We start from the raw sequence: 26,058 nt of genomic DNA, 5'->3' as shown, positions 1-26,058 counted from the left end.
ATTGTCTCCTCCCCTCGACGCCATCTGGCGACGTGGGAGAGACGGGCGGCAGGCGCCCGAACCCCGGAGCCCGACTGATTTATTTTGTCCGCCTTGAGAGGATCAGGGCGCCGTCTGAACGATCGCGCATGGCGAGGTCCAGCCCTTCGGACGTCGCCGAGGCGAAAGCATCCCGATCTCCTGTACGGAACACACCGTTGACCGGCACCTCGCCAAGATCGCCGCCCTCAAGAACGATCGGGTCGTCCAGGTAGCGGTTGACCTCGTCCACCGCGGTCCGGAGCGGCGTGTCCTCGAACACCAGGCGTCCCACGGTCCAACTCGTTTCGGTGCGGGCGTCGACGGCCCTGGTGGTCACCCGTTGGGCCGACACCCTGGCCTGCTGCCCCGGGGACATTCGCGCGGGCGGCGCGCCTGCGCGTCTCACAACATCGACCGCTCCCGACACGAGGGTCACGCGCACATCATCATCCGACCGCCGGACATCGAAAACCGTGCCGACCGCGGTGACGTCAGTCGACCCCGCGCTGACAATGAACGGACGGGCGCGATCATGCGCGACCGTGAACAGCGCCTGCCCTTCCTCCAGGATGATCCGTCGCTCTTCGCCGGACATCTGGACCCGAACCCGTGTCGCTGTGTCGAGCCGGACCGTCGATCCATCCGTCAACTGCAGGAGCCGCTGTTCGCCAACGCCGGTCGAATAGACAGACCGGCTGTCCATCCAGGCCCAAGCGCCAAGGGCGAGTGCGGCGGCGGCCAGAACGCTGACGACGCCGTAGAGCGAGCCCCGTATGCGCTCGCGCATCCCGGAGGCCGGCTTTCGATCCATGATTTCGGTCAGGACATCATGCATCTGGGGGTCGCCGGACAGTCGTCCTGAAGCGGCCCAGACCTTTTCGACGCGCCGATACGCCTCCGCATTGGCGGGTTTCGACCGCCAGGCGAAGAACTCCTCCAGCGTCTGGGTCGAAACGCTGCGGACGCCGAGTCGGGAGTGCCACTCGGCCGCCTCTGTATCCGCCGCAGCAACCCGGGTGTTCGGGTTGGCCATGTCGCGCCCCATAGTTATCGCCGGAGCTTGGCTGCGCAGTGCGCCAACGCCTTGGTCATGCGCCACTCAACCGTTTTCGGCCTGATACCCAGATGCTCGGCGATCTGGTCATTCGTGAGCCCGCCGAGCCGAGACAACACAAAGACATCGCGGAGAGGTTGTGGCAAGCCAAGGATTGTCTCGCGGAGGAGCAACGTTTCGTGTTGTTCTGCACCTACCAGATCACCGGGATACGGCGAGGCAGATTCCGCCCGCTCCAGAGCGACCTGCTTTCTGGTCTCGGTCGTCGCAGAGTTCACCGCCACTTTGAGAAGAAATGACTTCGGGTGTCTGATGGCATCCATCGAATGAAGCTTGGCCATGCTTAGCCAAGTCTCTTGAAGGATGTCCTCGCTACGATCGGCGCCAAACCGCCGGCGAACTTGGCCCTTAAGCCAAGTGCCGTACTTCTCATAGAATTTGGCGAGTGTGGGGCTCTGCCGATCGTTCAGGCTTCCTGCACTGTCTGACAAGTTGCCCTCCTACTGACGTGCCCGCGATGCAAATCAACCACTCCAAAATCATATCGGGACATCTCGATTAGTCACTATAGTGACTGGTTCGATATGAGCTTTCTAGTGCGCTTGGGCCATGGGTTTGGCTCAAGTCTTCGGCAAGAATGTTCGGCGCGTTCGGGCTGAGCAGGACGTGACGCTTGAGGCGCTCGCCCATGATGTGGGCCTGTCGTACAGCTATGTTGGTGAGATCGAGCGCGGACGGCGAAACCCGACGCTTGCGGTTGTTGAGCGCATAGCGAGCGCCCTGCGGGTGGACCCGCTGGATCTCCTGCAGAAACCCTGAACCTGGCAGCGCCAATCTTCTGCCATCCGCCGTGGGACAAACCCGACGGTGAAGCGAACGCCCTGCACTGTCTGACAAATTGCTCTCCTACTGACGTGCCCGCGATGCAAATCAACCACTCCAAAATCATATCGGGACATCTCGATTAGTCACTATAGTGACTGGTTCGATATGAGCTTTCTAGTGCGCTTGGGCCATGGGTTTGGCTCAAGTCTTCGGCAAGAATGTTCGGCGCGTTCGGGCTGAGCAGGACGTGACGCTTGAGGCGCTCGCCCATGATGTGGGCCTGTCGTACAGCTATGTTGGTGAGATCGAGCGCGGACGGCGAAACCCGACGCTTGCGGTTGTTGAGCGCATAGCGAGCGCCCTGCGGGTGGACCCGCTGGATCTCCTGCAGAAACCCTGAACCTGGCAGCGCCAATCTTCCGCCCTCCGCCGTTGGACAAACCCGACGGTGAAGCGAACGCTCGGCACGGCCGGCAGATGATCTATCGCCACAGTTGCTTCCGAGACTCACTGGATTCGGCCGCGACCGCGTGGGAAACTGCGCCTCGAAATCGTGATTTGCTCGCAGAAACTGCAGCAGATCGTAACAAACCTGGCGCGGAAACTGTGACCCTCGTTATCTCCAACTGCAGCAAAAGAAAGCGGACCCCGCTCGACCCGACGCTGCACGCTGGCGCCTTGGCGGAGGGGTCTTCGGCCACCGTAGCGACGGCGTGGGCCAAACGTCTGCGGGCTGCGAAGCCGACCGTCTTGGCTGGCGAACTCTATGGCGGACGGGCCTTTCATGACGCGGCCAAAACCGCGAAGTCGCTCGACGCCCGTCTCGCCATCGTGTCCGCTGGCCTCGGGTTGGTCGCTGGAACGACGTCTGTTCCCTCCTACAGCCTGACGACCGCCGCCGGTGATCCGGACGGCATCCTTGTGAAAACCGCCAGCACGCCATCGGAATGGTGGGCGTCAATCCAGACCCAGTCCCCCTTTCACACCACCGCCGTCGAGACCGAGGATGGACTGATCCTGGCGGCGCTCTCGTCCGGCTACCTCGCCATGGTCGCCGAAGAGTGGGCCCAGTGGCCGTCAGAGCGCCGCGATCGCCTTCGCCTTTTCACGAAAGAGCAACCCCACGGCGCGGCGGAAGATCTCCTGCCCGCCTGGATGCCCTATGACGATCGTCTCGACGCCCTGGGGAACGGACATGCCGGCACCCAAAGCGACTTCGCTCAGCGCGCGCTCAGGCACTTCGCCTCCGCCATTGCCGCCGAAGGCACCCAGGATGAGCATCGTCGCGCCGTGGAAGCGAGCCTGGCGGGATACTTCGCTCGCCAACTTCCCACGCGAGCGAAGAGGTCGGACGAGGAGATCACGGCCATCATCAAACGCGACTGGGACATCGTCCAGGGGCGGTCGGGGGCCATGTTGCGACGGCTGCGCGACGACCTGGCCACAGCTTGCGAGCAAGGGCGGTTCAAACGTCTGTTCGCGCTCGTCTCCGCCGCCAGAAAAAACGGACGTGTTCGATGAAGGGGGCCAAGCTCTCGGTTCGCGCGCTCAAGACCCGGCAAGGTCCGGACATTGAAGTGTACGCCTTCTTCCTGCCCGGCGATCAGGTCACCGAGGTCGCCGACATCAGCCGCCTGCGACGGGGCGAGGGCAATCTCGAAGGCTTCCAGCGTAAAGAGATCCGGGCCCACGTCTCGGAGATCGCCGAGTTCCTGAGCCAGGGTCCCGTCCTTTTCCCGAACGCTATCATCCTGGCGCTGTCTCCTCAGGTCCGGTTCGAGTCCGCCCGCGGTCCCGCTGCCGAGCGGGGCGACGTCCGCAGCGGAGTGCTCCACATCCCGATCCGGGCGGAAGGGCAGAGGGCCGCATGGATTGTCGACGGCCAACAACGATCGCTCGCACTGTCGAAAGCCAAGCAGGCCCAACTGCAAGTGCCGGTCGTCGCCTTCATCTCGGACGAAGTCGAGACCCAGAGGGCGCAGTTCATCCTCGTGAACAAGGCCAAACCGCTGTCGTCCCGACTGATCGACGAACTGCTGCCAGCGATGTCGATCGCCCTACCCAAGTCGCTCAAGCCGAGACAGGTCCCCAGCGCCCTGTGCGCCGCGCTGGCGGACCATCCCGAGTCTCCGTTCGTGGGGCTCATCAAACGCGAATCCCAGAGTGACGGCGCAAAAGGCGTGGTGACCGACTCCGGCCTGACGCGGGCGATCGCGGCCAATCTGCGTCCGGCCGGCGCGCTTGGCGCCTATGATCTCGAGGGCGGGACGGACGCCGCATTCCAGGCGCTCTGCATCTACTGGAGCGCGGTCCGCGACGCCTTCCCCGACGCCTGGGGCCTGTCCTCCGAGGACAGCCGCCTGATGCATTCGGCCGGCATCCAGGCGATGGGCGCCCTGATGGATCCGATCTGGACCCGCGCCGACGCCAGCGCCGACCCGGCCGCGGAAGTCGCAGCCGCCCTGGACCGCATCGCGCCCCGATGTCGCTGGACGAGCGGCGACTGGGAAGGGCTGGGCTGGGCCTGGGACGACATTCAAGCCACCAGCAAACACGTCAAAGGTCTGAGTGAGCATCTGCTCAAACTCGACCGAGAGCTTTCGAGGCCGACCCGTTGAAGTTCATCTATGCCGACAGCCTGGACTTCGTGGATCCGGGCTACGACTTCATCAACGATCGCAACACCCCGGGCCGCAAGCCATATTGGGACGATGCCTATCCGCACGAGATCCTCGGCTATGCGCCCTATCACGGGATGCTGGTCTCGCGGGGGATCGTCGGAGACGGGCCGGTCAGGGGCAAGTACACCGAAGCGCAGGCCATGCGTTTCCGTCGGGTCGGCGCGCGCGAGTTTCTGCGCCTCAACAAGCCGGAGTTCGCGGATCTGGACCTGTTCGGAGATTGCGGCGCCTTCACCTACGTCGCCGACGACAATCCGCCCTACACCCCAGCCGACACGGTGGAGTTCTACCACGACTGCGGGTTCACCCACGGCTGCTCGGTCGACCACATCATCTTCGACTTCGACGAGAGCGTCTTCGGAATGACCGGCGGTTCGGCCGAAGCGCGCCGGCGTTACGACATCACTCTGGAGAACGCGGACGCCTTCCTGCGCGAGGCCCGGAGCGTGAAGGATTTCACGCCGATGGGCGTCATCCAGGGCTGGTCGCCGGACAGCATGGCCGAAGCCGCCCGGCGCCTCGTCGCCATGGGGTACGACTACCTCGCCATCGGAGGCATGGTTCCGCTGAAGGCCGAGCAGATCAAGCGGTGCCTCATGGCGATCCGGGACGCCGTCCCGCCCTCGACCCGACTTCATATTCTCGGCTTCGCCAAGCCCAACGAGATCCACGAGTTCGTGCCGTTCAACGTCACCAGCGTCGACACGACCTCGCCGCTGATCCGCGCCTTCAAGGACGACAAACAGAACTACTGGCTCGGAGACGGCCCCCGACTGTCCTACTACACGGCGATCCGCGTTCCCCAGGCGATCGAGAACCCGCGTCTGCAGCGCCACGTACGCCAAGGGGATTTCAAGGCGGAGCACCTCACCCGCATGGAGACCAGCGCTCTGGCGGCCTTACGGGCTTACGACCACGACGACCAGGATCTCGAAGCGGTTCTTGAGACGGTTCTCGAGTACAACGCCGTGCTGGCGACTGGACAGGCCTACGAGTTTGTTCGCGACAAGCCGACCATGGAAAAGCTGCGGTCGCGCTACCGAGAGACCCTGACCGACAAACCCTGGCGCCGCTGCGGCTGCCGAATCTGCAAGGACGTCGGCATCGAGGTGATGATCTTCCGCGCCAGCAACCGCAACAAGCGCCGCGGCATCCATAACCTCGCCGCCTTCAAGACCGTCGTCGACGCTCTCACACCCGCCAAGGACCAAGCCGCATGACGACCCTGAGCTTCATGGCGGCGCGCGCGAAACAGAGCGCCGTCCACGACGTGCTGACGTTCGCCGCGACCGCCGAACAAGTCCTGAGTTTCTCCGAGATCGACCGCGTCAGCCGGGATGGCGAAGGCGTCCTGAGCGGCTTCCAGCGCCCCCAGATCGCCGGCCATATCCGCGAGATCCGCGACTACCTGGAGACGCCGACCGCCATCATTCCCAACGCCATCGTGGTCGCCTTCACCGAAGGCGTGACACTCGAGGAGATGGGGGACGGGATCTGCAAGGTCACGATCGACCTCACGGACGGGCCCAAAGGCCTGGTCGTGGACGGCCAGCAGCGACTGACCGCACTGGGGCTGTCCTCCCGCAAGGACTTCCAGCTCTTCGTGTCGCTGATGATCTGCCAGGACGAGGCTGAGCTGCGCCGCCAGTTCGTGCTGGTGAACAACACCCGTCCGCTGCCGAAGTCGTTGATCTACGAACTGCTGCCGACCGTAGACGGCCTGCCCGACCGGATGCAGAGCCGGCAACTGGCGTCCAAGCTGACCGACCGGCTGAACTTCAATCAGTCGTCCTCCCTGCATGGGATGATCCATCTGCACACGAATCCGTCGGGCGTGATCAAGGACACGGCGATCCAGAAGGTGCTGATGAACTCACTCAGCGACGGCATCATGCGGGCGATGATCACCGAGCCGAACGGCGAACGGCAGTGCTTCGATCTGATCAGCGAGTTCTACAAGGCCGTGAAGATGGCCTTCCCCACGGACTGGTACAGCCACAAGCCCTCGACCTCCCGCCTGGTCGGCGGCGCCGGCATCCAGTCGCTCGGCTACGTGATGGAAACCCTCGCCCAACTCGGCGGCGCCCGCACCTGGAGCCAGTTCCTCGACGGGCTCGCCTGCCTGGAGGGTCGGACGGCCTGGACCTCAGGCCAATGGGACTTCGGCAATGGCGATGTCCGGTTCTGGAAAGCGATCAATGTCACCGCCGGCGACATCTCCATGCTGGCGCGATACCTCGACGGCATCGTCCGCAAGGACCTGCGCGCCAGACGCGCCGCCGCGGCCGAGGCCGCCGACGCATGACGCTGCGCCAAACCCGCGACTCATGATCTTCTCTCGCCACGCCATGTATGAACTGACCAAACAATTCCGCTTCGACTGCGCCCACACCCTCGAACGTGTCGTGGAGACCGAGGGCAGCCGGCGCATTCACGGCCATTCGTACCGCGCCCAGGTGACCCTGCGCGGCAAGCCCAACCCGGTCAGCGGCATGATTATCGACACCTCCCTGCTGGCGATGAAGCTGGCCCAGGCGCGCGATGCGCTTGACCACCGCTTCCTCGATGAGATCAACGACCTCGGCCCCGGCACGATGGAGAACCTCTGCGCCTACATCTGGCGCAAGCTTGAGGATGACATCCCCACCCTGTTCAGCGTCACGGTGCTGCGCGACTCGACCGAAGATCAGGTCACCTATTTCGGCGAGGCGGCGTGAGCGGCGCCCTTGTCCTGTTCTCCGGCGGACAGGACTCCGCCACATGCCTGGCCTGGGCGCTGGATCGCTTCGACCACGTCGAAACCATCGGCTTCGACTACGGCCAACGACACCGCGCTGAACTTGACGCCCGCACGGTTGTCCTCGACCGGATCCGCGCGCTGAAGGACTGGGGCGACAAACTCGGCGAGGACCGGATCCTCAATCTCGGCGTCCTGGGCGAGATCAGCGACACCGCCCTGACCCAGGACGTGGAGATCGTCACGGCAGCCTCGGGCCTGCCGAACACCTTCGTGCCCGGCCGCAATCTGTTGTTCCTCACCTTCGCCGCCGCGATCGCCTACCGGCGCGGCCTAAAGCATGTCGTGACGGGGGTCTGCGAAACCGACTACTCCGGTTATCCGGACTGCCGGGACGACACGATCAAGGCGCTGCAGGTCGCCATCAACCTCGGCATGGAATCCCGGCACGTGCTCGAGACGCCGCTGATGTGGATCGACAAGGCGCAGACCTGGGCCCTGGCCGACGCGCTCGGCGGCGCTGAACTCGTCGAGTTGATCCGCGCCGAAACCCTCACCTGCTACAAGGGTGACGTCGACACGATGAACCCGTGGGGCAGAGGCTGCGGCGAATGCCCAGCCTGCGACCTCCGCCGGAGCGGCTTTGAACGCTGGGCGAGCCTCGCGACACAAGCGTAACTCTCACTTTACGGTTGCAAATCAACTTCATCCGCGCGAGCGTCACCGCTCAGTTCGGGGAGTGTCGATGAGTCCGGTCCAGCCGGTCCGACCGGTGTGCGACCGGCGGGCTTTCGAGTGCGCTTTCGCCATCGAAATCGGCGACCGGAGGCTCGTCGTCCAGTGTTCGTAACCGCCATCGCGGGCGAGGCGCGCCACTGGGGGATCGGCAAGCTGATCGCCCAGAATGGCCCCGACTGCACCGTCGAATATTTCGATACGCCGATGGACGAGCCAGTCCTTCATCAGTGTCTGGCCGCCGACATTCGGAGCCTGACCCTGCCGTCTCAGACCCGGGTCTATTCCTACAATTCGGGACTCGCGGCCTGGGAAATCGGCCGCCTCCTGGATGACCATGGCGACACTCAGCTCGTCCGGTTCCCGAACGACATGACGCGACACCTCGACGTGGGGTCCGTGTACGTTCGTTGGGATCGCCCCATCATCGATCCGACCCGTTTCCTGTCCGCCGGGATCACCGAAACACCCCGTTTCACGGACGGTCGCGCGCCGTTCATGCGATCGTTGCTGCGACAGCGCGCGGCTTCGCTGGGCATGTCCGCCCTCGCCTCATCCGCAATCGAACTGGAAGCACACCAGGTCGAGGTGGTTCGTCGCGTTCTCCAGGACCCCATCCAGCGCTATCTGCTCGCGGATGAGGTGGGCCTGGGCAAAACCATCGAAGCCGGCGTCCTGATCCGACAGTGCGTTCTCGACGATCGGGACGACGCCGTCGTCGTCATCCTGGCGCCTGACGCCCTCGTGTCTCAATGGCGGGCGGAGCTCACCACCAAATTCTTCGTCGGCGACCTCCTGGACAGCACGATCATCGTGGCGCCGCTGTCAGCTCGGCCCGACAAGATCCGCCGCCATCTGGCTGCCGCGACGATGCTGGTGATTGATGAAGCTCACCATCTCACCACGGACTCCCGGGCGCCGGAGGCCGCGCTCTACAGCGAAGTCGTGGCCGCGGCGCCGGCCATCGACAGGGTCCTGCTCCTGTCCGCCACGCCGGCTCTGCACAACGAGCGCGGATTCCTGCGGATGCTCCACCTCCTGGACCCGACCGGCTACCCGCTGGACGGCGAGGCGGCCTTCCGCAAGCGCATCGAGGGACGTCAGGCTCTTGCGGAAATCGTCGCCTCGCTGACGCCCGACAACGCCCTGTATCTGGACGATACGCTCGACCAACTCTCCGAGATGTTCCCGGACGATGTCCGGCTCATGAGCGAGGCGGGGCGCCTGCGTCAGATCATCGTGACAATGCCGCAGGAGGATGATCCGGACCTGATCACGGCGATCGATCTTGTGCGCGACCATCTCAGCGAGGTGTATCGCCTCCACCGGCGGGTGTTGCGCCATCGGCGCCGGAACGTCGCCGGCCTGACGCCGGATCGCGCGGGCGCCGAGGTCGTCCGATACCGGTCCGCGGCCAGCGGTGCGGCTGCGGCGGCGAGCGAGAACTGGCGGTTCGCGGAGATGGTCGGGCAAGACGCGACGGCGGTCGATGCCGGCAGCCTGTCCGCGTCCCGGGATCTCGCCGAGCGCCAGGCGACCTACGCCATCAACCCGGCCTCCGAACCTCCACCCCAAGGCCCCCGGGCGCGGGCCGAGTATCATCAGACGCTGACGTCGACGATCGCTTCCCAGCGCGCCCGCGATCGGATCGATCAACTGGGCATCGCCCTGCGTGACCGGTTGACGACGAAGAGCCAGTTTATCGTCTTCTGTTCGGACCCGGAGACCGCCGACGAGATCGCGAGTTCGCTGAAGCAGTCTCTTGATCGCCCCGTCGATCGTCACGACCCGGCGAGCGACGACTGGCGGGCTTTCGGAGACGACCCCACGCGGACCGTGCTGGTCTGCGATCGCCGTGCGGAGGAAGGCCTCAACCTGCAGGGCGGTGAAAAAACCATCGTCCACTACGATCTTCCGTGGAATCCCAACAGGATCGAACAACGTCTCGGTCGCGCGGATCGCTATGGTTCCGGCGCCTCGGTGAAATCCCTCCTGCTGTGCTGCGAGGACGACGTCACCGAACTGGCCTGGAGTCGCTACGTCGACGAGGGCCTGCAGGTGTTCGACCGATCGATCGCCAGTCTGCAGTATCTCATTGAGAAGACCGTCCACGATCTGCCGGCCCTGCTTCTCACGGAGGGTGCCGAGGGCCTTGTCGACCTGCTGGCGCAGGATGGCGGAGACAGCGGGCGCATCGCCCGCGAGATCCGAAACATCAACCAGCAGGATGCTCTGGACGCCCTCGGATCGCCCCCCGCGGACACGCTGGACGCCCTGACCGACATCGACGACGAATGGCGTCAGATCGAGGCTGATCTGGGCGGATGGATCCAGACGACCCTGATGTTCGGTCGCAACCCGGAGCCCCCCGGCGAGGCTCCGTCAGGCCTGGGCGGCGCATTCCGCTACCGGTATCTGACAGGGGCCCAACACACCCTTCTGCCCCTGGACGCCTTCTTCAGACACTGCGAGCCGGCTATTGATCGGGATGTCCGGGTCACCCGCTCACGCGACGTATGGACAACACCCTACAGCTATCGTCGGCTGTCCGTCCTGTCCCGCCAGGGACGCAGTCTCGGGACCCGATTGCTCCGCTACGGCGATCCCCTTGTGACCGGTCTGCGGTCTCTGGCGGAGCGTGACGAACGCGGTCGGTCCACAGCGTTCTGGCGGCATCTTCCGGAGTCCGAAGGCGGCTCGCCACGACTGTATTTCCGGTTCGATTTCGTCGTGGAGGCCGACATCGCTCCGGCGTACGACATTCTCGAACTGGGCAATCGGCTGACGCCAGCCGCGGCCTCCTCCCTCAAGCGTCGTGGCGACATGGCGCTGGAGCCGAGCTTCCACACGATCTGGCTGGACAGCGAACGGCGCATCGTCTTCGACGCCGAACTTCTGTCCGCGCTCGAAGCACCCTATCGCGTGAATGCCACCGATCGGGGCGGTCGGGATTTCAACATCAACCCCAGACGATGGCGCGCGCTCAAGACGCTCGGCGTCGACCATCTCTCCGATTGGGCGGATCTGTGCAGCGAAGCCCGCGCCGCCGCCGAAGCCGCCTTGCGAAGCCTGCCGGCGCTCAATGAAGAACTGGCGGTCGCGGCGCGCCGGGCTGAAACCCTCGCCTCGGGCCGCCTCGGATTGCTGCAGGCGAGAGCGGCGCGAACGGGACAGTCCGAAGGCAGTGACGAACGCGACCTGCGGCTTGAAAGCGATCTGGCGGCGCAACTGATCGACGGCATCCGAACACCGAAGATCTCGCTCGACGCCGTTTGCGCCTGCTTTGTCAGTGCCGACCTGGCCGTCGCCACAGCGTTGGCGCGGATATGACGGAGAGCGCGCTCGACTTTGACGGCCTGTCGGTCGTCCTTGAACGGTGGCCCGACGCAGCCATTCCCAATCATGCATACGACGGCGTATTCGACCGGGTGCGGCAAATCCTAGTTTCGGCTCGCGACAGCGGTGTCGCCGATCGCATGGATGATCTGGCGCCCATGCTCAAACACCTGCTGAGGCGGGAGACGCTGCAGACCGGCGCGCCCGCTCAACTGCGCGTGCCGATCGGCGCACCATGGCCTGATGTTCAGACCTGGTCGCGATACGGTCTTAACGCGCACAGCAGCACCGAAACCCACATTCTGATCGAAGGGCGGGCGCATCGACCCGACTGGTTGGCCGACACGGATCGGCCCCTGTTCGATGACGCCTTCGCCGAGACCCGTGCTCGTCGGGACTGGTCTACACTGATCGATCCCTTCCTGGCGGAGGCAAGCGGCTTTTCGACCTACGTCACGCCGGGTCAGCGGGAGGCCGTGCGCAGCGCCTTTCTCATGCCTCCGGGCGAAACCCTGCTGGTCTGCCTGCCGACCGGGTCAGGCAAGAGCTTCGTCGCCCAGGCTCCGGTGATCGCCCGAGGACTCGAAGGCGGACTGAGCCTGTGCGTCGTCCCCACCACGGCGCTCGCCCTGGATCAGGCCCGTCAGACGTTGCGCATGCTGTCTTCGAAACTGCTGTCCGGCGTTCGGCCCATCCTCGCCTGGCATTCCGGCCTTTCAGCCGAGGAGAAGGGTGAGATCAAGGCGGCGATCCGCGAGGGACGCCAGGGCATTCTCTACTGCTCACCAGAGGCCATGACCGGCGCCCTGCTGCCCTCGCTCTACGCCGCGGCCAGGGCGGGACTTCTGGATTACCTGATCATCGATGAGGCGCATCTGGTCAGCCAGTGGGGCGACGGGTTCCGGCCTGCGTTCCAGATGGCCGCCGGCGTTCGCCGTGGTCTCCTGCGGGAGTGTCCGGGCTCTGGCTTCCGCACCATCCTGATGTCCGCCACGCTGACCGCGGAAGCGATCGATACGATCGACACCCTCTTCGGCCCGCCCGGCGCCGTGCAAATGGTGTCGTCGGTGCACATCCGGCCCGAACCGCAATACTGGATTTCGCGCGAAGATGATGACCGACTGAAGGAGGACAAGGTTCTTGAGGTGATCCGGCACGCTCCCAGGCCCGTCATCCTCTACGTCACGAAACGGGCCGACGCCCGAACGTGGTGCAGGCGTCTGAAAGCCGAAGGCTACAACCGGGTCGATATGTTCCATGGCGAAACGCCGGACGTGGACCGCGACCGGATCATCGGAGCGTGGTCACGCAATGAGATCGACGTGATCGTCGCGACATCCGCTTTCGGCGTCGGCATCGACAAGAGCGACGTCCGGACCGTCGTGCATGCCGCGGTGCCCGAGACCGTCGATCGGTTCTACCAGGAAGTCGGACGAGGCGGGCGGGACGGCGCGGCGTCCGGGTCTCTTCTGATCTACTCGGCCAAGGACCTCGGGGTCGCCGAGCGCATCGGAACCCCGTCGCTCATCAGCGAGGAGCTGGCTTTCGAGCGTTGGGACGCCATGGTGCGAAACGCCCGGCGGCTTGACGATGTCGGGCTCCGCCTCGAGATCGATCTCGCCACGGTTCCGCCGCGTCTCAGACAGCAGACGGACTACAATGCCGCCTGGAACATGCGCACCATCATCCTGATGGCGCGTGCCGGCATGCTGGAACTCGACGCGTCAGCGCCGGAACTCCTCCAGCGTGACGCCGACGAAGACAAGGCCGCTTTCGAGGATCGGGCTGAGGCTTACTGGGCCGAATACTACATGCGCTGCGTCGTCGAGATTCACGAGGCGGGGCATCGCGACCAGACGACCTTCACGGCTCGCCTTCAGGAAGAACGACAGACCTCCTTCGACAATGCCCATCAAAATGTGGAACGGCTGCGCCGACTGATCACTGGAGACCAGGAAGTCGGCGCCCTTCTGAAGGACCTTTACCAGCACTATGCGCCGGGCCGCATGGTCGTCGTGTCATCATCGTGCGGCGGCTGCCCGGTCCATCGCCGCGAAGGCGTCCGGGACGTCGACTACTCCGAACCGGCCGTGTTCGGGATCGAACGGGTCACAAGTCAGGACCTGAGCGTCTGGCGAGACACTTTCCCGCATCTGGCGCGAAACCGGATCGTTTTCCTTGTTCTCCCCGACCCCATCGACCTGATCCAGGTCGGGTCCGTCCTGGGAGAGGCTGTCTCCCTGTTCAACATCAGGGAGATCGGCGTCACCGAGGATACCCGCGTCGCCCTTCCGCGGCTCAGTACGCTACATCGCAAGGCCGAGAATCCGTTCGTCATGATCCAGGATCTCGCAGAAGAGGCGATCATGCCGACGCTCTACCCGGTCGCGCGGATCAGCGTCGTCGCGGCGGGTCCGATACCTGCTCATCTGCTGGAGCTTGACCGGCCCTTGCATATAATCGTCGCGGGGGCCGACACACCCGATCCGTGGCATCCGGGACGCCGCCTCGGCGACGTCGGCGCCAACACCCTTACTCTCGAGCAATTTCGATCAGGCTCTCGCTCATGAGCGTTCTCAACCAAGCCAGTGATGGTCAGTTCAATGTTCTCATCGCCCTGGTGCGTGCGTCGGTGAGGTTCGGCCCTCGCGAGCGGGCCGAACTGTTAGCGATATGCGGGGCGGACGCCCCCGGGGTGGATTCCAGCAAGCTCAATTCGACGTTCATCCGCTGGCATGAACTGGGCCTCTTCGAAGCGCCGGATGGCTCCACGGTCCTCAGCGAGCCCTATCGAAAGCGACTCGGAAAGGACCCGGACAAGGCGGAGGCCGGGCTTCAGGCCGTGGCCCGCGAAATTGTCCTGAAACCGGAGAACAACCAACGCTTCTGGGAGGCGAAGGAGAACAAAAGCGCCGACCTGACGCGCGCGCTCGCGTGGCTTCTGGCTCAGGACGTCTACGCCATCGACACCTCTTCCCATTACGCGATCGAGGCGCTCGAACGCGACCAGGTTCGCGAGGAGTCCAAGCTCGTGCTGCAGAACGACACGCGCTGGAACGGCCTCAAGGCCTGGGCCACCTACCTCGGGTTCGGGCGAGGGGACGCGTTCACGATCGATCCGACGCCTGCCCTGCGCGACGTGTTGCCGGATGTCCTTCCCAACTCGTCGCAGATCACCGCTCGCGACTTCCTGGGACGGGTCGTCGAGCTCCTGCCGGTCCTGGACCACGGGATCTACCGCCAGATGGTGGAGGGCGTGCTCGACGACAAAGCCTGGTCGAAGCCGGCTGAGAACCGGCTTTCGACCTCGTTCTCGAGGGCGATCGAAAGACTGGCTCAGGCCGGCGAACTGGCGATCGAACAGAAGGCCGATGCCGCGGACGGACTCCAATTGACAGGCGTGAACGGCCGTCTCTGGCGATCCTTCACCCACGTGTGGCGACCTGCCCAAGCGCCGGGAGCGCGGAGATGATCGACGCCTACTGGCCGAACGCCGCGCAGGTGAACGCCTGCATTAAGAACGAGGCGGAGACCGCCGATGTGGCCGTGCTGCTCGCGGTCCACCAGCCCTCGCCCCTGACCACCCGGGACGTGGGCTCGGGCCTCGAAAGTGAAGTTTCAGAGGAGGCGCTCCTCGAGGCCTTCCTCACCGACGATGTGCCAGCAGGTTTCCTGCTCTTTCCGATCACCGGAGCCTCGGGTGTCGGCAAATCGCACATGATCCGATGGCTGGATGCCCAACTCCAGCGGTCGGCGAAACGCGATCGCCTCCACATCATCCGGATTCCCAAGAGCGCCAGCCTACGCACGGTCGTGGAACGGATCCTTGAACCGCTGGCGGACAACCCGGCTTACGCGAAGGCTCGCGGCGAACTCACCAAAGCGGTGGCTGCTGTTGATATCGAGGCCGCCGCCGTCACCTTCCGCGCCCACCTCGAGATCACCCTGAAGGAGATCGGCGCGCGCCTCGAAACCGAGTACCGAGAAAACCCTGACCGGACGGACCTGCGCCTCCGGATCGGTCATTCCCGCGACTTGCCCAAGCTCTTCGCGGACGCCGCTCTGGCTGATCATTTCCTGGAAAAGGTGCTGTCCCGGATCGTGCAACGGGCGCTCAAGGGACGTGCCGAGACGAGCACGGAGGAGGACGACCGGAAGAGCCGGTTCGTGCCGGAAGACCTTGAACTGCCGCAACACGTCGACCTGAACCAGGCGGCGCTGGCGGTTAAAAGCTATTTCCAGCGCAACCTTGCCTCGGCTGACCCGTCGAAGATCAAGATCGCCGTCGATCTGCTGAATGATGCGATTGATCCGGCGATCGGCAACGTGTTCCAACTCCAGCAATCCACCGGAGGCATGACCTTCCAGGACATCATCCTGGCGGTTCGGGAAACCCTCCTTCAGGAGGGTAAGGACCTCGTCCTCCTCGTTGAGGATTTCGCGGCCCTGTCCGGTATCCAGGATGCCCTCCTGAAGGTTTGCATCCAGGAAGGCAGCTATGGTGGGAAGACGGTCCGCGCCACGATGCGGACCGCCATCGCGCTGACAGACGGCGTCCTGTCCTTCCGGGACACCATGTTCACTCGGGCGCAAAAGGAATGGGTCGTCGGCGGCCGCGACCTGAACGACGCCGAAATCAAGGATGCGACCGTCAACCTGGTCGGCGCCTACCTCAACGCCGCGCGGTGGGGCGAGACGGAACTGCAACGGTTGTTCAAGCCGACCGCTACCGGGACGGCTAGCGATTGGCTGCCGATCTGGCGCGACGACAACGACGCCGACCGGGACCAGACGTTGCTCAACGCCTTTGGCTACTCAGCGGCCGGCGCGCCGCTGTTCCCCTTTAACCGGCAGGCGATCTCGGTCCTCGCCGAGACCCACCTGATCAAGAACGGCGTCCTGGTTTTCAACCCGCGCAAGATCATCAACGAGTTGCTTCGCAATACCCTGCTGCTTCGTCGCCTTTACGAAGCCAACAACTTCCCGTCGGCGGATCAGAAGACCTTCGTCCCGAACGCCTTCCTCGCCGGCTGGATCAAGCGTACGAACCAGAGCGAGAGCATTCGTCACAGATTGGCAGCCTTCCTGCCGGTCTGGGGCGGCAATCCGTCCGACGAGGACGGACTATCACATCTGCCGCATGGCCTCTTCGACGCGTTCGGCCTCCCGACGCCGCACAAACTGGCCAGCATCGCCTTCGTCGAACCCGCGACAGACGCTGCCTCGCAAGCCGCATCGGCGACCAGCAACGCGAGCGCACAGGCAGAGCCCGTCCCTACACCGGACGGCGACCCCTTCGTCACCCGATGGCTGTCGGTGCTCGACGACTGGGCGCGGGGCGTTGAACTTGGCCAGAGTGACGCGCGGTCGATCCGCAACGCCCTTCTGCCACATCTTGAGAGATCGATGGAGTGGCCCCGTCTGCGCGTTCGCAAGCGCGCCATACCCGCCACCAGTCTCGCGATCCCCAATGCCAGGGGCAACCCTCCCAAACGGGCCCTTCAAGTCTGCGAGACATCCGAGGATGAGGACGGCGCCATTCGCGCGGGGTTCCTCGGCGCCCTTCGGTACGAGGAAAGGCGGTGCGGCTGGACCTACCCCGAAGCCGATGACGACTATGTCGCCGTTCATGCGATCATCGATCGGCTGGTAGCCCAGGCGGAGCAGATTGCTGTTCAGGATGCGGAGTTGCAGGTCCAGACCCTGGCGCAGGGTTTGCTCGTCCAGGCCCGGATCGGCGGCCTCGCTCCTCCGCTTAAACCCGGAAACGTCAGCGCAACGCTGAAGGGCCTCTTTGACCCCCTTCCGGAATTCAAGCGCCAGGACTTCGAGCCGGGTTGGGATTCGCTGAGAGAGGGCGTTCGATCACCCATCGGCGGACGCCCAGCGCGAGACTTGCTGCAGGCGGAGCTTCACGGACTGCTCTCCGTATTCCAGGGGAGTGGCGGCACCCCCTTCGCCATCGATAGCGTTCGCTTGCTCGACAGCCTCGGCCGGACGCCGGAAGACCAATCCCTCGCCGAGGATGTCAGCCCGGATATCCTGAACTATCTTCGACCCTTCGGTGATAAGCGCGTCTGGCTGCAACTTCAGCCGCTCATCACCAAGCTTCGCCAGTTCCGGGCAGAACTGGCGGTGTACGTCGACGACGATTTCGACAAGGCGAAATTTATCGAGGATTTGAAGGCGATTGTCCGCCTCCTGTCCGAGACCAGCACCTGGCCGGAACGTGCGGACCTCGGCGTCAAGGCCTTCACGCAACTCATCGAAGATTTCAGGACCAGTCCCATCGTCGAACTGGTCGACAAGGCAAGGATCGCGGACGAAGCGTCCGCGGATCAGGTGCACAAGCTGCTCAATGCTCTGGGTTCACTTGACCTGACCCAACTGGCCCGCACACGGTCTTTCCTTGAAGCCGCCGAGAAGATCGTCACCCTCGCCCAAAGCAATGTGGATAGGAAGTACGCGCTCAGCGACCAGGCCGACCCGGATCGTATCGCCAATGAGATCGACGATCTTCTGGCCAGCTTCGATGTGCATCCGAACCCTGCCATCGATGGAGCGGCGTCATGAGCTTGACCCTCCCGACCCGGGTCGCTGAACTGCGGGATAAGCTCGGGCGTTTGCAGGCCCTTTCCAGCAAGCAGGCCGAGGCCAGTGAACTCGCGGGCCTGAGAGCCGATCTCGCCGCGCCGGCGCAGTCCCTTGGCAGCCTCTCGGCGCGCCGGAGGCTCCTTGAACAGGCCTCTGTTCCAGTGAGCAGCCCGGACAGCCTCGGCAGGCTGCGCCGCAAAGCCAGCACGGTGCGTGAAAGGTTCAAAGCCGACCGGACCGCTACCACTTTGAAGAAGGGACAAGGCTGGCGTCTCATGGTCGATGAAGCCGCCGTCGCCATCGTCGATGTCGACAAGGCTTTGCACGACGCCTGGCGCGACTATCGAGCCACCCTGTTCTCGGGTGAGGCGCCGGGCAAGATCCGCAGCGTACTCGCAGGCACGAAGGAAAATACCGACGCCCTCGAAGCCTATCGGGTGACCCACGAGAAGTTCATGCAGCACTTCCAGTCCCTGCCGACGGAACCGGCGGCTATCGAAAGGGCTCGTGCGCTCGCCGCAGAACTGGTGCGAATTGCCGAGCGGTTCGACTACAACGTCAATCCGGACGTGAAAGCCTTCCTCGCAGCCGTTCAGGCCGGCGGCGCGCCATTGGCGATGCTGACAGACGACGTGCTGGTCTGGTTGAAGGACGGCAACGGCATGAACGGCTACCGGATCCGGGCCGTGGATACCCAATGAGTCCTGACGACGCCCTCGTTTTCGCCGTTCTGGACCAGGTGGAGCAACTGGAAGCTCGCCTCCTGTCCTGGGGACTGGTGGATGCCTTCATACCCGATGCCGACCTGCAGGCGATCGTCGGGGATCAGATCGACCAGCTTGCATCCTTCGAGGGGCTGACGCTGACGACAGTGGACGCCGTCGTCGATCGGCTAGTCGCGCTCGGGCTCGTCTTCGACGTGGGCGAGGATCCAGGCGAACGGTATCGGTCGCGAATGGCCGAGAGCGTCCGGCTGATGTTTCGTCTGCGGCAGTTGTTCCCCAAACACGACGGAGCGAACGGCTGGCAAGTCGCCCCAACCCTGGTCGCCGACTTCCGGTTCATATGGCGGAGAAGGCGATATCCGCGGCGCGAGATCATGCCCGCCCAGGCGCTGTCCGACATCGGCAGCGCGGCGGATGAGCCTGAAACCCGCTCCGCCCTGTCCGCGCTGATCGGTCGATACGGGCCCAAGTTCAGGCTCGCCAACTTCCAGGTCGAGGCCGCCAAGAGGATCCTCTCCGGCTTCAGCCAGCCCTATTCCCGCGCCACCCTTGTCAGCGCCGGGACGGGCAGCGGCAAGACGCTCGCCTTTTACCTCCCGGCGCTTGCCCGCGTGGCGACCCACATCCAACGCGACGAACCGGAGAGCCGCTGGGTGAAGGTCCTGGCTCTCTATCCGCGCAATGAACTGCTGAAGGACCAGTTCGCGGAAGTTTATGAGCAGGCGCGATCGCTCGACGCCGAACTCGCGGCCAAGGGGCGGCGAAAGATCCTCATCGGCACGCTTTTCGGACCGACGCCCCAATCGCACAAGAGTGTCGCGACCGGCCATGACAAGTGGCCGCCCCACCCTGACGGACTGATCTGCGAATACATCCGCTGTCCGACGGAAGGCTGCGGCGGCGACCTTGTATGGCGAACCGGCGATCGCGAGAATCGGGTCGAGAGCCTCCATTGCGACACCTGCGGTCATCACATCGGCAGCGACGAAATCATCCTCACCAGGGATCGTCTCGAGGCGGTCAGCCCCGACATCCTCTTCACGACCACGGAGATGCTGAACCAGCGGATGGGAGACTCCCAGTATCGCCATCTTTTCGGCCTCGGCGGTCGGGCCGAGCGCGCCGTCGAGATGATGCTGCTTGATGAAGTGCACACCTACTCGGGCCGCTCGGGGGCGCAGGTCGCATTTCTCCTCAGGCGTTGGCGCAAGATGCTGCGCAAGCCTGTCAGCTTCGTCGGTCTGTCGGCGACACTGCGCGATGGCTCCCGCTTCTTCGCGCGCCTGACCGGGCTCAACGAGCAGGCATCTCTGGAGATCGCTCCCGTCTCGTCCCAGATGGTCGAGGAGGGTGCGGAATACATGCTCGCCCTGAGAGGCGATCCGGTGTCGCGGACCGCACTCCTCTCCACGACCATCCAAGCGGCGATTTTGACGTCCCGAACGCTCGATGCGCCGCTCACGCGCAAGAGCGAAGGGATTTTCGGCGAGCGACTGTTCCTCTTCACCGACGACCTCGACGTCACCAATCGCATGTACTTCGCGATGCTGGACGCCGAGGGGCGCAACTCGGCCGCGCGGCATGACATGAACCGCCACCCCCGGGGTGGACTCGCCGTCCTTCGTCGTCCGATGCCCAACCGTCAGCGCAAGCTCCACGGCCAGGACTGGGCAGTTCCGCAGGAGATCGGCCATCCCCTGACCCCGACGGATCGAAAGGCCGTCGGCAGGGTGATGTCGCTGGACCCGGGCGTAGGAAAGAACCTCGATATCGTCGTGGCCACCGCGACTCTGGAGGTCGGGTTCAACGACCCGCGCGTCGGTGCTGTCATTCAGCACAAGGCTCCACGAGACGTCGCCCAGTTTCTCCAGCGCAAGGGTCGGGCGGGCCGCTCGAGACGCATGCGTCCATGGACCGTGGTGGTTCTCTCTGACTACGGTCGCGATCGCATCGCCTATCAGGCGTACGATCTGCTGTTCGATCCGGAGCTCTCCGTCCGCAGTCTACCCACGAGCAATCGATACGTCCGTCGGATTCAGTCGGTCTACGCCACGTTCGATTATCTGAGCGAGCAACTCGGAGGAGCGCCCAAGGGCAGCGTCTGGCGCGACCTCGTCAAGGCGTCCGACTGGGCGGACAACCGGACCCGTCAGGCCCGGCTCGCCCAGGCGATCTCGCGCATCCTCAACGAACCGGCGGAGCGGGATCGATACGCCCAGTATCTCGCCAGAGCGCTTCGTCTAGACCCGGGAGAGATCGATCTTCTACTCTGGGACCAGCCGCGTCCGCTACTGACCGAGGTGCTGCCCACAGCCTTGCGGCGCCTTGAAACCCGGTGGACCCAGACGCCGCCGATGACCGAGACGGTGATCAACAACTCACCGCTCCCGGAGTTCGTCCCGGCCAACCTGTTCAGCGATCTAAACCTGCCCGAGGTCGTCATCCATCTCCCGCCGATCAATGGCGGGGACGCCGATCCGAGGGTGATGCCGATCTTGCAGGCCATGCGCGACTTCGCCCCTGGACGTGTCTCGCGGCGTTACGCGCTACAGCATGGCGGAGAGCGACATTGGGTCTGTCCCGTTCTCAATGACAGCATCAGTCAGGCGATCGACGTCTCCACCGTCATGGAGGCGGACGTGCTGGGCCACTGGTCGATGTGGTCGGGCGATACAGTGTTCAGCCTTCCGGTGCTGCGTCCCCTGGCGATCAGGACGGCGCAGACGCCGCCGAATGTGCTCGACACCTCCCAGGCGATACTCGAGTGGCGGACCCAGATCGTGACGCGCTTTGCAGGAATGGCCTTGCCGCTTCCTCGCAACAATCCATGGTCCGATCTGGTGACAGAGGTGCGGTTCCTCACTCACCAGAATCTGTCGCCGATCGAAATGAGGCGCTTCGCCATTGCGAGCCATGCCGACATCCGGTTCCGGGACGGATCAACCACCACCAAGACCTTCACCTTCGAGAACCAGGAGACACAGGCTGCGGTCGGCTTCACCCTGGCTGTCGACGCCTTGCGGCTGGGCATCGCTTGCCCGACCGACTTATGGTCCTCGCTGGGTGGTGAGGACGGCGCGCTGTATCGGGCCATCCGGACGGCCCGTTTCCATCACCAGGCGCGGCAGGGGCCTTTCCTCGCTGCGGTGGACAATGTCTTCGCCCGCGAATGGCTGGCGCAAATCCTGATCTGCGCCCTGACCGGAGAAGCTGTTCTCAAAGGCGTCACTCTGGAAGAAGCGGCCCTCAACCTGCAGCGGGATCTCGCGGATCTGTCGCTCCAGGCCACCCTGCTGGTTCTCTTCCAGTCAGCGATGGTGGATGACGCTGACGCCCACGGCAACGTGCAGGACAAGCTGCGCGCAGATCTGGAAGGCTACCTCCAGGACCCCGGCGTCGTTTCGGACCTCTACCGCCTCGCCACCATTCTATGGACGCCCATCGACGCAAGTTGGGAGTCTTGGCTTCAGGAGAAATTCTGCGCGACGGTGGCGGCCGCGGCAATGAAGGCGATCGCGAGCCTTTGTCCCGAGATCGATTCCGACAGTCTGGTTGTAGACGTGCAGAGCGGTCCTAGCGAGGAGGATGACATCTTCCGGTCCGAGACCACGGCAGAAGTCTGGATTAGCGAACTGTCCCCCGGCGGGAACGGCCTGATCGAGGACGTGCTCAAGCAGTATGCGGACGATCCTCGCCGCTTCTTCAGCCTCATGACGGCGGCCCTCCGTGACAATGAGTTCCTGCTCAGCGATTTCCAGATGACTCGTTTCCTGACGGAGGTTCAGGACGACCCGTCGGGCGACCTCGGTGCTGCGACGGCCGAGTATCGGGCGGCCTACGGCGCGTCGGAAAGTCACGCCCGGTTCACGCGCCTTCGGGAAACGCTGGCCCGCCAGGGCTATGTCACCGGGCACTCCTTCATCGTCGCGCTCGCCAATCGCGTGCTGCGTCCCGGCAGCGGACCGGCAAGCGATGCGTTTCTTCTCGACGCCCTGACGCGATGGACCACCGAGGAGACGCGCCTTGGCGTCGAACTCGACGCGCGGGTTCTGGCCTATCGCCTCGCCAGCCTGCCGAGGATCGATGACGCGCTGATGGAGGCCGGCATCGAAACGCCCGCGGTCGGGGCGGACCAGTGGCGCTTCAGCATCATCTACGGCCTGCTCTGGCCTCGCGGGGCACAGATCCGACGCTCCGGTCTGGAGCTGTATTCATCCTTCGGAGAGATCGCCCCCGCGGAACCGCTGCTGATCAAGGCGTTTCTGGGCGAGGGGCTCGATGTGATCGATGTCCGCGACGAAGACTGGCGGGCTCGATGCCTCGACAGGCTCGGCGCTCTTGGCGCGGCGACGCTCGTGTGCCCGATGAACGAAGCGGATCGCCTGTCGGGCGCGTTCAGCTTCCTCGCCACCAATCCCGTACAGTCCGACTATCTGTCCGTCTTCGCGAGGGTGCAGGCGGTGAGGCGGGTGGAGGACACACTGGCCGTGGACGTGGATATCGCGGAGGCCGTCCAATGACCTTCGAGAGCCGCAGAATCTTCAAGAGCGTCGCGACGAGTCAGAACCTGGTCCGCGAACTTCTGCAAATGATGGTTCTGGCCGAAGCGGTCTCGCCCGGCGATCAACGCGCCTGGCTGGTCAGCCCGTGGATCAGCAACGTCGTCCTGTTCGACAACCGCGCCGGAGGTTTCGCGTCCGTGAACCCGGCTTGGGGCGAACGGGAGATCCGGCTCATCGAAGTGGCGTTGCACCTCATGGCGCGTGGCACCCGTCTCGGGATCGCGACGAATTTCGACGACCACAACGACGCGTTTCTCCATGCGATGCGTGTGGGAGCGGATGAGGCGGGTCTGTCTGACAAGCTGCTGATCGTTCGCCGCCAGAACCTCCACGTGAAAGGCATTCTGCTCAAGCGTGGCCTTCTGACGGGCTCGATGAATCTGACCTACAACGGGCTCGAACTGAACGACGAGACAGTGGTCTACGACACGGCGAGCAGCACCGTCGCCCAGGCGCGGCTGAACTTCGAGGCCTATGCGAGGAGCGAAACGTGATCGGCTCTCTTCCCGAGGCGGAACACGTCTGGCTGCAGAAATACTTCAGCGAGCCGAACGGGCTTACCTGGGACGCGCTCGTCTCGGGAACAGCGCGCCGAGACCAGCTCGACGCCGTAGCACCCTGGCTCGTCGCACTGGCCGGCCCGGCCTCTGACGGGCCTGTCATCCTCCCCTTCTATCGCGGCGAGGAGTTGGCCGGCTGGTACGCGACGGCCCGAACCGATGCCGGCCAGCACGCGCTGAAGTCCACCATCAAGGCGTGGCTTGGATCGTCATATCTGAGCGCCCTGCAACCCGCCCCGTCCAGCAACCCGTCATCGGCGGCTCTTCAGGAGCGATTCGGACGCCAGGTTCTTTCATTCACCGGAGCCGACAAGGCCGCGATCGCCGCGAAACTTGCGCTCTACGCTAGGCTCGCCAGCCAACGTCCCGCGCTGGCTCGCACAGGGCCGCGGCCGGTTGGCCTGATCCGATCCGATCTTGAGAAGGCGCTCGGGTCCAGGGACGAGACCTCGGCGCTCCGCCTTATCGCCGAACTCAGGGCGACCGGAAGATTGAATGAGGAGAACCTCAAGTTCCTCGACGTCCGTCTCAAGGCCGGATTGGGACAATGGGACCAGATCGCGCTGGATCACTGGTCGATCCGAAATCTGTCCGAGTTGCCTCTTCCGCCCCAGACGCTCTCCGACCTGATTGAGGCGCTCTATCGGGTACACCTCGACGACGCGGAGTCACGCGGCGACATCGACGGCGTCCTGAGCGCGTTCACGGATCAGATCCTCTCGCCCTATCCCCGGCTGTTCGCGTCCCGCCACGGCGTCCGAACCCCGCGGATCGTCAAGGCCTTCCTCCTGCATGAGGTCGTCCAGCCCCGGCCGACCGCGCAGATCCTCGAGACCCTGGCGGACCTGCTGCCAGATGATGAGACAGAGTGGGCGGCCCCCTACCTCGCCGCGACGGTGGGGGAGGCCGCCGAGCCTCGTGCAGTGCCGCCGGCAACGCCCAACCTTGAGCCGCCAAGTCCCGCCCCCTCGACCCGGGCGGAAGATGGTGAAGGGGCGTTCGACGATGGGCTGTTCGACCGGGCCTTCGAGATGGACCTCGCGCTGCCGCTTCACCGTAAATCGGTCTCACGATTGCTTTCGTGCGTTCGCTTCATCGGAACTGACGAGGCGCGCGTCAGATTCCTCGCGGCGGTAGACGACCAGCCTTCCGTTCACGACAGTCTGTCGGCGTCTCTAAAAGATCGAATCGCAGAACTCAGGACCGTCCAGAATTCGTCAGGCCCGGCCGAAAGTCTGACGCCGGTGACGGGATGGCTCGACTGGGCTCGCCGGTTGGCCGACGGAGGCGATCCAGATCAGGCCTCCGCCGATGCCTTGGACAACCGGTCGACTTGGGAGACGGCCTCGCTGAGGCGAAACGCCGGCCAATGTCGCGAATTTGCGGACCTTATCGGCAATCTCACCGGACCTGCGGCGGATATGATCCGGCAAGCCTTGCCGATGATCGTTGCCGCATTCCTGCCCGATGATGAAGCCTACGCCCCGGCGTCGAAACCCGTCGCCCAGATGGCGCTCATGATCATCGCCCTCGGCGACTCTGTATCCCGCTCAGACCTCGAGGTGCTCTCGACGGTTATGTCCGCCTTGCTCGACCTGGGGCTCAGCAGCGCCGAGTACATCGCGGCTGTTCAGGACCTCGCGTCCGTTCAGCAGCAGGTCGCTTCATACGCCAACCTGGCTTGGTCGCTGGACATTTGTGAGACGCTCGCGATCGCCCCCGTGCCGTCAGCCGAAGCAAGCGAAGCACGTCTCCACCTGTTCGTCGCCATACTGGGCCAGTGCCAGGCATTCGCTCACCGATTGGTCGCGTCCGACTATCTGCCTATAGAATATCTCGCCCACGATTTTGGCGTGGATCCGTTGTCGTTTGCGACGTTGAGACCGTCTGGCGAGAGCGCCGAAGAGACCTCGGACGCAACGGATCTTACGGGTAAACTGGTCGGCATCTACACGCTGACTGAGACGGCCGGAGCCCGCGCCAAGGCCGCATTGCAAAGCCTGTATCCTGGATGTCTGGTCGAACTGAACTCCGACAAGGTCAGCACTTCGGCGCTCGCCAACCTTGCGCGGACGGCAGACATCTTCATCTTCGCCTGGCGTAGCAGCAGCCACCAAGCCTTCTACTGCGTGAAGACGGCACTTGGCGGCAAGGACCCGATCTATGCCGCCGGCAAAGGCACCGCGAGCATTGTGAACGCGGTACGGGAAGCGGCGGCTTGATGTCTC

The 26,058-nt window shown here is 64.3% G+C and carries 18 protein-coding genes; 16 read left to right on the top strand and 2 right to left on the bottom strand.

All coding sequences use genetic code 11. The annotated features are described in order from the left end of the window. Positions 1-79: 79 nt before the first annotated feature. Positions 80-1,054: a FecR domain-containing protein gene (locus tag ACE3TH_RS07680; RefSeq protein ID WP_374598899.1), complete on the bottom strand. Its 975-nt coding sequence runs from the start codon at positions 1,052-1,054 to the stop codon at positions 80-82. A 14-nt stretch (positions 1,055-1,068) separates the two neighbouring features. Next, entirely contained in the window at positions 1,069-1,566 is a 498-nt protein-coding gene (locus ACE3TH_RS07675; protein WP_374598897.1) for an RNA polymerase sigma factor, read from the bottom strand. Positions 1,567-1,684: 118 nt separating this feature from the next. Between ACE3TH_RS07675 and ACE3TH_RS07670 the strand changes: the two genes are divergently transcribed. The 16 genes from ACE3TH_RS07670 (at position 1,685) to dpdD (ending at position 26,052) form a co-directional block, all read left to right on the top strand. Further along, on the top strand, positions 1,685-1,894 hold the full coding sequence (locus ACE3TH_RS07670; protein ID WP_374598895.1) for a helix-turn-helix domain-containing protein: 210 nt from the start codon (positions 1,685-1,687) through the stop codon (positions 1,892-1,894). A gap of 196 nt (positions 1,895-2,090) precedes the next feature. Continuing rightward, complete coding sequence (locus ACE3TH_RS07665; RefSeq protein WP_374598895.1) at positions 2,091-2,300, top strand: helix-turn-helix domain-containing protein; 210 nt, start codon at positions 2,091-2,093, stop codon at positions 2,298-2,300. A gap of 77 nt (positions 2,301-2,377) precedes the next feature. Then, complete coding sequence (locus tag ACE3TH_RS07660; protein ID WP_374598893.1) at positions 2,378-3,421, top strand: hypothetical protein; 1,044 nt, start codon at positions 2,378-2,380, stop codon at positions 3,419-3,421. Continuing rightward, positions 3,418-4,518, top strand: a complete 1,101-nt coding sequence (dbpB, locus tag ACE3TH_RS07655; RefSeq protein ID WP_374598891.1) for a DGQHR domain-containing protein DpdB — start codon at positions 3,418-3,420, stop codon at positions 4,516-4,518. The genes ACE3TH_RS07660 and dbpB (ACE3TH_RS07655) overlap by 4 nt, the downstream gene beginning before the upstream one ends. Further along, positions 4,515-5,801 carry a tRNA-guanine transglycosylase DpdA gene (gene dpdA, locus ACE3TH_RS07650; RefSeq protein ID WP_374598889.1) on the top strand — a complete coding sequence of 429 codons (1,287 nt, stop codon included), beginning with the start codon at positions 4,515-4,517 and terminating at the stop codon, positions 5,799-5,801. Before dbpB (ACE3TH_RS07655) ends, dpdA begins: the two co-directional genes overlap by 4 nt. Positions 5,802-5,815: 14 nt before the next feature. Then, the gene (gene dbpB / locus ACE3TH_RS07645) at positions 5,816-6,886 is read left to right on the top strand and encodes a DGQHR domain-containing protein DpdB (RefSeq protein ID WP_368925583.1); all 1,071 of its coding nucleotides are present in this window, start codon (positions 5,816-5,818) and stop codon (positions 6,884-6,886) included. 22 nt (positions 6,887-6,908) lie between these two features. Next, entirely contained in the window at positions 6,909-7,298 is a 390-nt protein-coding gene (locus tag ACE3TH_RS07640) for a 6-pyruvoyl tetrahydropterin synthase family protein (protein WP_368925581.1), read from the top strand. Next, entirely contained in the window at positions 7,295-7,996 is a 702-nt protein-coding gene (gene queC / locus ACE3TH_RS07635) for a 7-cyano-7-deazaguanine synthase QueC (protein ID WP_374598886.1), read from the top strand. The genes ACE3TH_RS07640 and queC overlap by 4 nt, the downstream gene beginning before the upstream one ends. Positions 7,997-8,092: 96 nt before the next feature. Next, positions 8,093-11,383: a protein DpdE gene (gene dpdE, locus ACE3TH_RS07630; RefSeq protein ID WP_374598884.1), complete on the top strand. Its 3,291-nt coding sequence runs from the start codon at positions 8,093-8,095 to the stop codon at positions 11,381-11,383. Continuing rightward, a complete protein-coding gene (gene dpdF, locus ACE3TH_RS07625; RefSeq protein WP_374598882.1) occupies positions 11,380-13,959 on the top strand; it encodes a protein DpdF in 2,580 nt (859 codons plus the stop codon). Before dpdE ends, dpdF begins: the two co-directional genes overlap by 4 nt. Continuing rightward, positions 13,956-14,861 (top strand): protein DpdG, encoded by a 906-nt coding sequence (gene dpdG / locus ACE3TH_RS07620; RefSeq protein ID WP_374598880.1) that lies wholly within the window; start codon positions 13,956-13,958, stop codon positions 14,859-14,861. Before dpdF ends, dpdG begins: the two co-directional genes overlap by 4 nt. Further along, entirely contained in the window at positions 14,858-17,962 is a 3,105-nt protein-coding gene (gene dpdH, locus ACE3TH_RS07615; RefSeq protein WP_374598878.1) for a protein DpdH, read from the top strand. Before dpdG ends, dpdH begins: the two co-directional genes overlap by 4 nt. After that, entirely contained in the window at positions 17,959-18,684 is a 726-nt protein-coding gene (locus ACE3TH_RS07610; protein ID WP_374598876.1) for a hypothetical protein, read from the top strand. The genes dpdH and ACE3TH_RS07610 overlap by 4 nt, the downstream gene beginning before the upstream one ends. Further along, positions 18,681-23,228, top strand: coding sequence for a protein DpdJ (gene dpdJ / locus ACE3TH_RS07605; protein ID WP_374598874.1), 4,548 nt, complete (start codon positions 18,681-18,683; stop codon positions 23,226-23,228). Before ACE3TH_RS07610 ends, dpdJ begins: the two co-directional genes overlap by 4 nt. Beyond that, the gene (gene dpdK / locus ACE3TH_RS07600; protein WP_374598872.1) at positions 23,225-23,764 is read left to right on the top strand and encodes a phospholipase D-like domain-containing protein DpdK; all 540 of its coding nucleotides are present in this window, start codon (positions 23,225-23,227) and stop codon (positions 23,762-23,764) included. The genes dpdJ and dpdK overlap by 4 nt, the downstream gene beginning before the upstream one ends. Beyond that, complete coding sequence (gene dpdD, locus ACE3TH_RS07595) at positions 23,761-26,052, top strand: protein DpdD (protein WP_374598870.1); 2,292 nt, start codon at positions 23,761-23,763, stop codon at positions 26,050-26,052. The genes dpdK and dpdD overlap by 4 nt, the downstream gene beginning before the upstream one ends. The last annotated feature ends 6 nt before the right edge of the window (positions 26,053-26,058 follow it).

Origin of the sequence: Brevundimonas sp., assembly GCF_041919755.1 — a bacterium.
In the GTDB taxonomy this organism is placed as follows: domain Bacteria; phylum Pseudomonadota; class Alphaproteobacteria; order Caulobacterales; family Caulobacteraceae; genus Brevundimonas.
Note: the sequence above shows the minus strand (reverse complement) of the source record. Positions and strands in the feature narration are given on the sequence as shown.

Coding starts and splice junctions, on each gene's coding strand:
- dpdG (WP_374598880.1), top strand. CDS start 13,956: ATGAGCGTTCTCAACCAAGCCAGTGATGGTCAGTTCAATGTTCTCATC.
- dpdK (WP_374598872.1), top strand. CDS start 23,225: ATGACCTTCGAGAGCCGCAGAATCTTCAAGAGCGTCGCGACGAGTCAG.
- dbpB (WP_374598891.1), top strand. CDS start 3,418: ATGAAGGGGGCCAAGCTCTCGGTTCGCGCGCTCAAGACCCGGCAAGGT.
- dpdH (WP_374598878.1), top strand. CDS start 14,858: ATGATCGACGCCTACTGGCCGAACGCCGCGCAGGTGAACGCCTGCATT.
- dpdJ (WP_374598874.1), top strand. CDS start 18,681: ATGAGTCCTGACGACGCCCTCGTTTTCGCCGTTCTGGACCAGGTGGAG.
- dpdF (WP_374598882.1), top strand. CDS start 11,380: ATGACGGAGAGCGCGCTCGACTTTGACGGCCTGTCGGTCGTCCTTGAA.
- ACE3TH_RS07610 (WP_374598876.1), top strand. CDS start 17,959: ATGAGCTTGACCCTCCCGACCCGGGTCGCTGAACTGCGGGATAAGCTC.
- ACE3TH_RS07680 (WP_374598899.1), bottom strand. CDS start 1,054: ATGGCCAACCCGAACACCCGGGTTGCTGCGGCGGATACAGAGGCGGCC.
- ACE3TH_RS07670 (WP_374598895.1), top strand. CDS start 1,685: ATGGGTTTGGCTCAAGTCTTCGGCAAGAATGTTCGGCGCGTTCGGGCT.
- ACE3TH_RS07660 (WP_374598893.1), top strand. CDS start 2,378: ATGATCTATCGCCACAGTTGCTTCCGAGACTCACTGGATTCGGCCGCG.
- ACE3TH_RS07640 (WP_368925581.1), top strand. CDS start 6,909: ATGATCTTCTCTCGCCACGCCATGTATGAACTGACCAAACAATTCCGC.
- dbpB (WP_368925583.1), top strand. CDS start 5,816: ATGGCGGCGCGCGCGAAACAGAGCGCCGTCCACGACGTGCTGACGTTC.
- ACE3TH_RS07665 (WP_374598895.1), top strand. CDS start 2,091: ATGGGTTTGGCTCAAGTCTTCGGCAAGAATGTTCGGCGCGTTCGGGCT.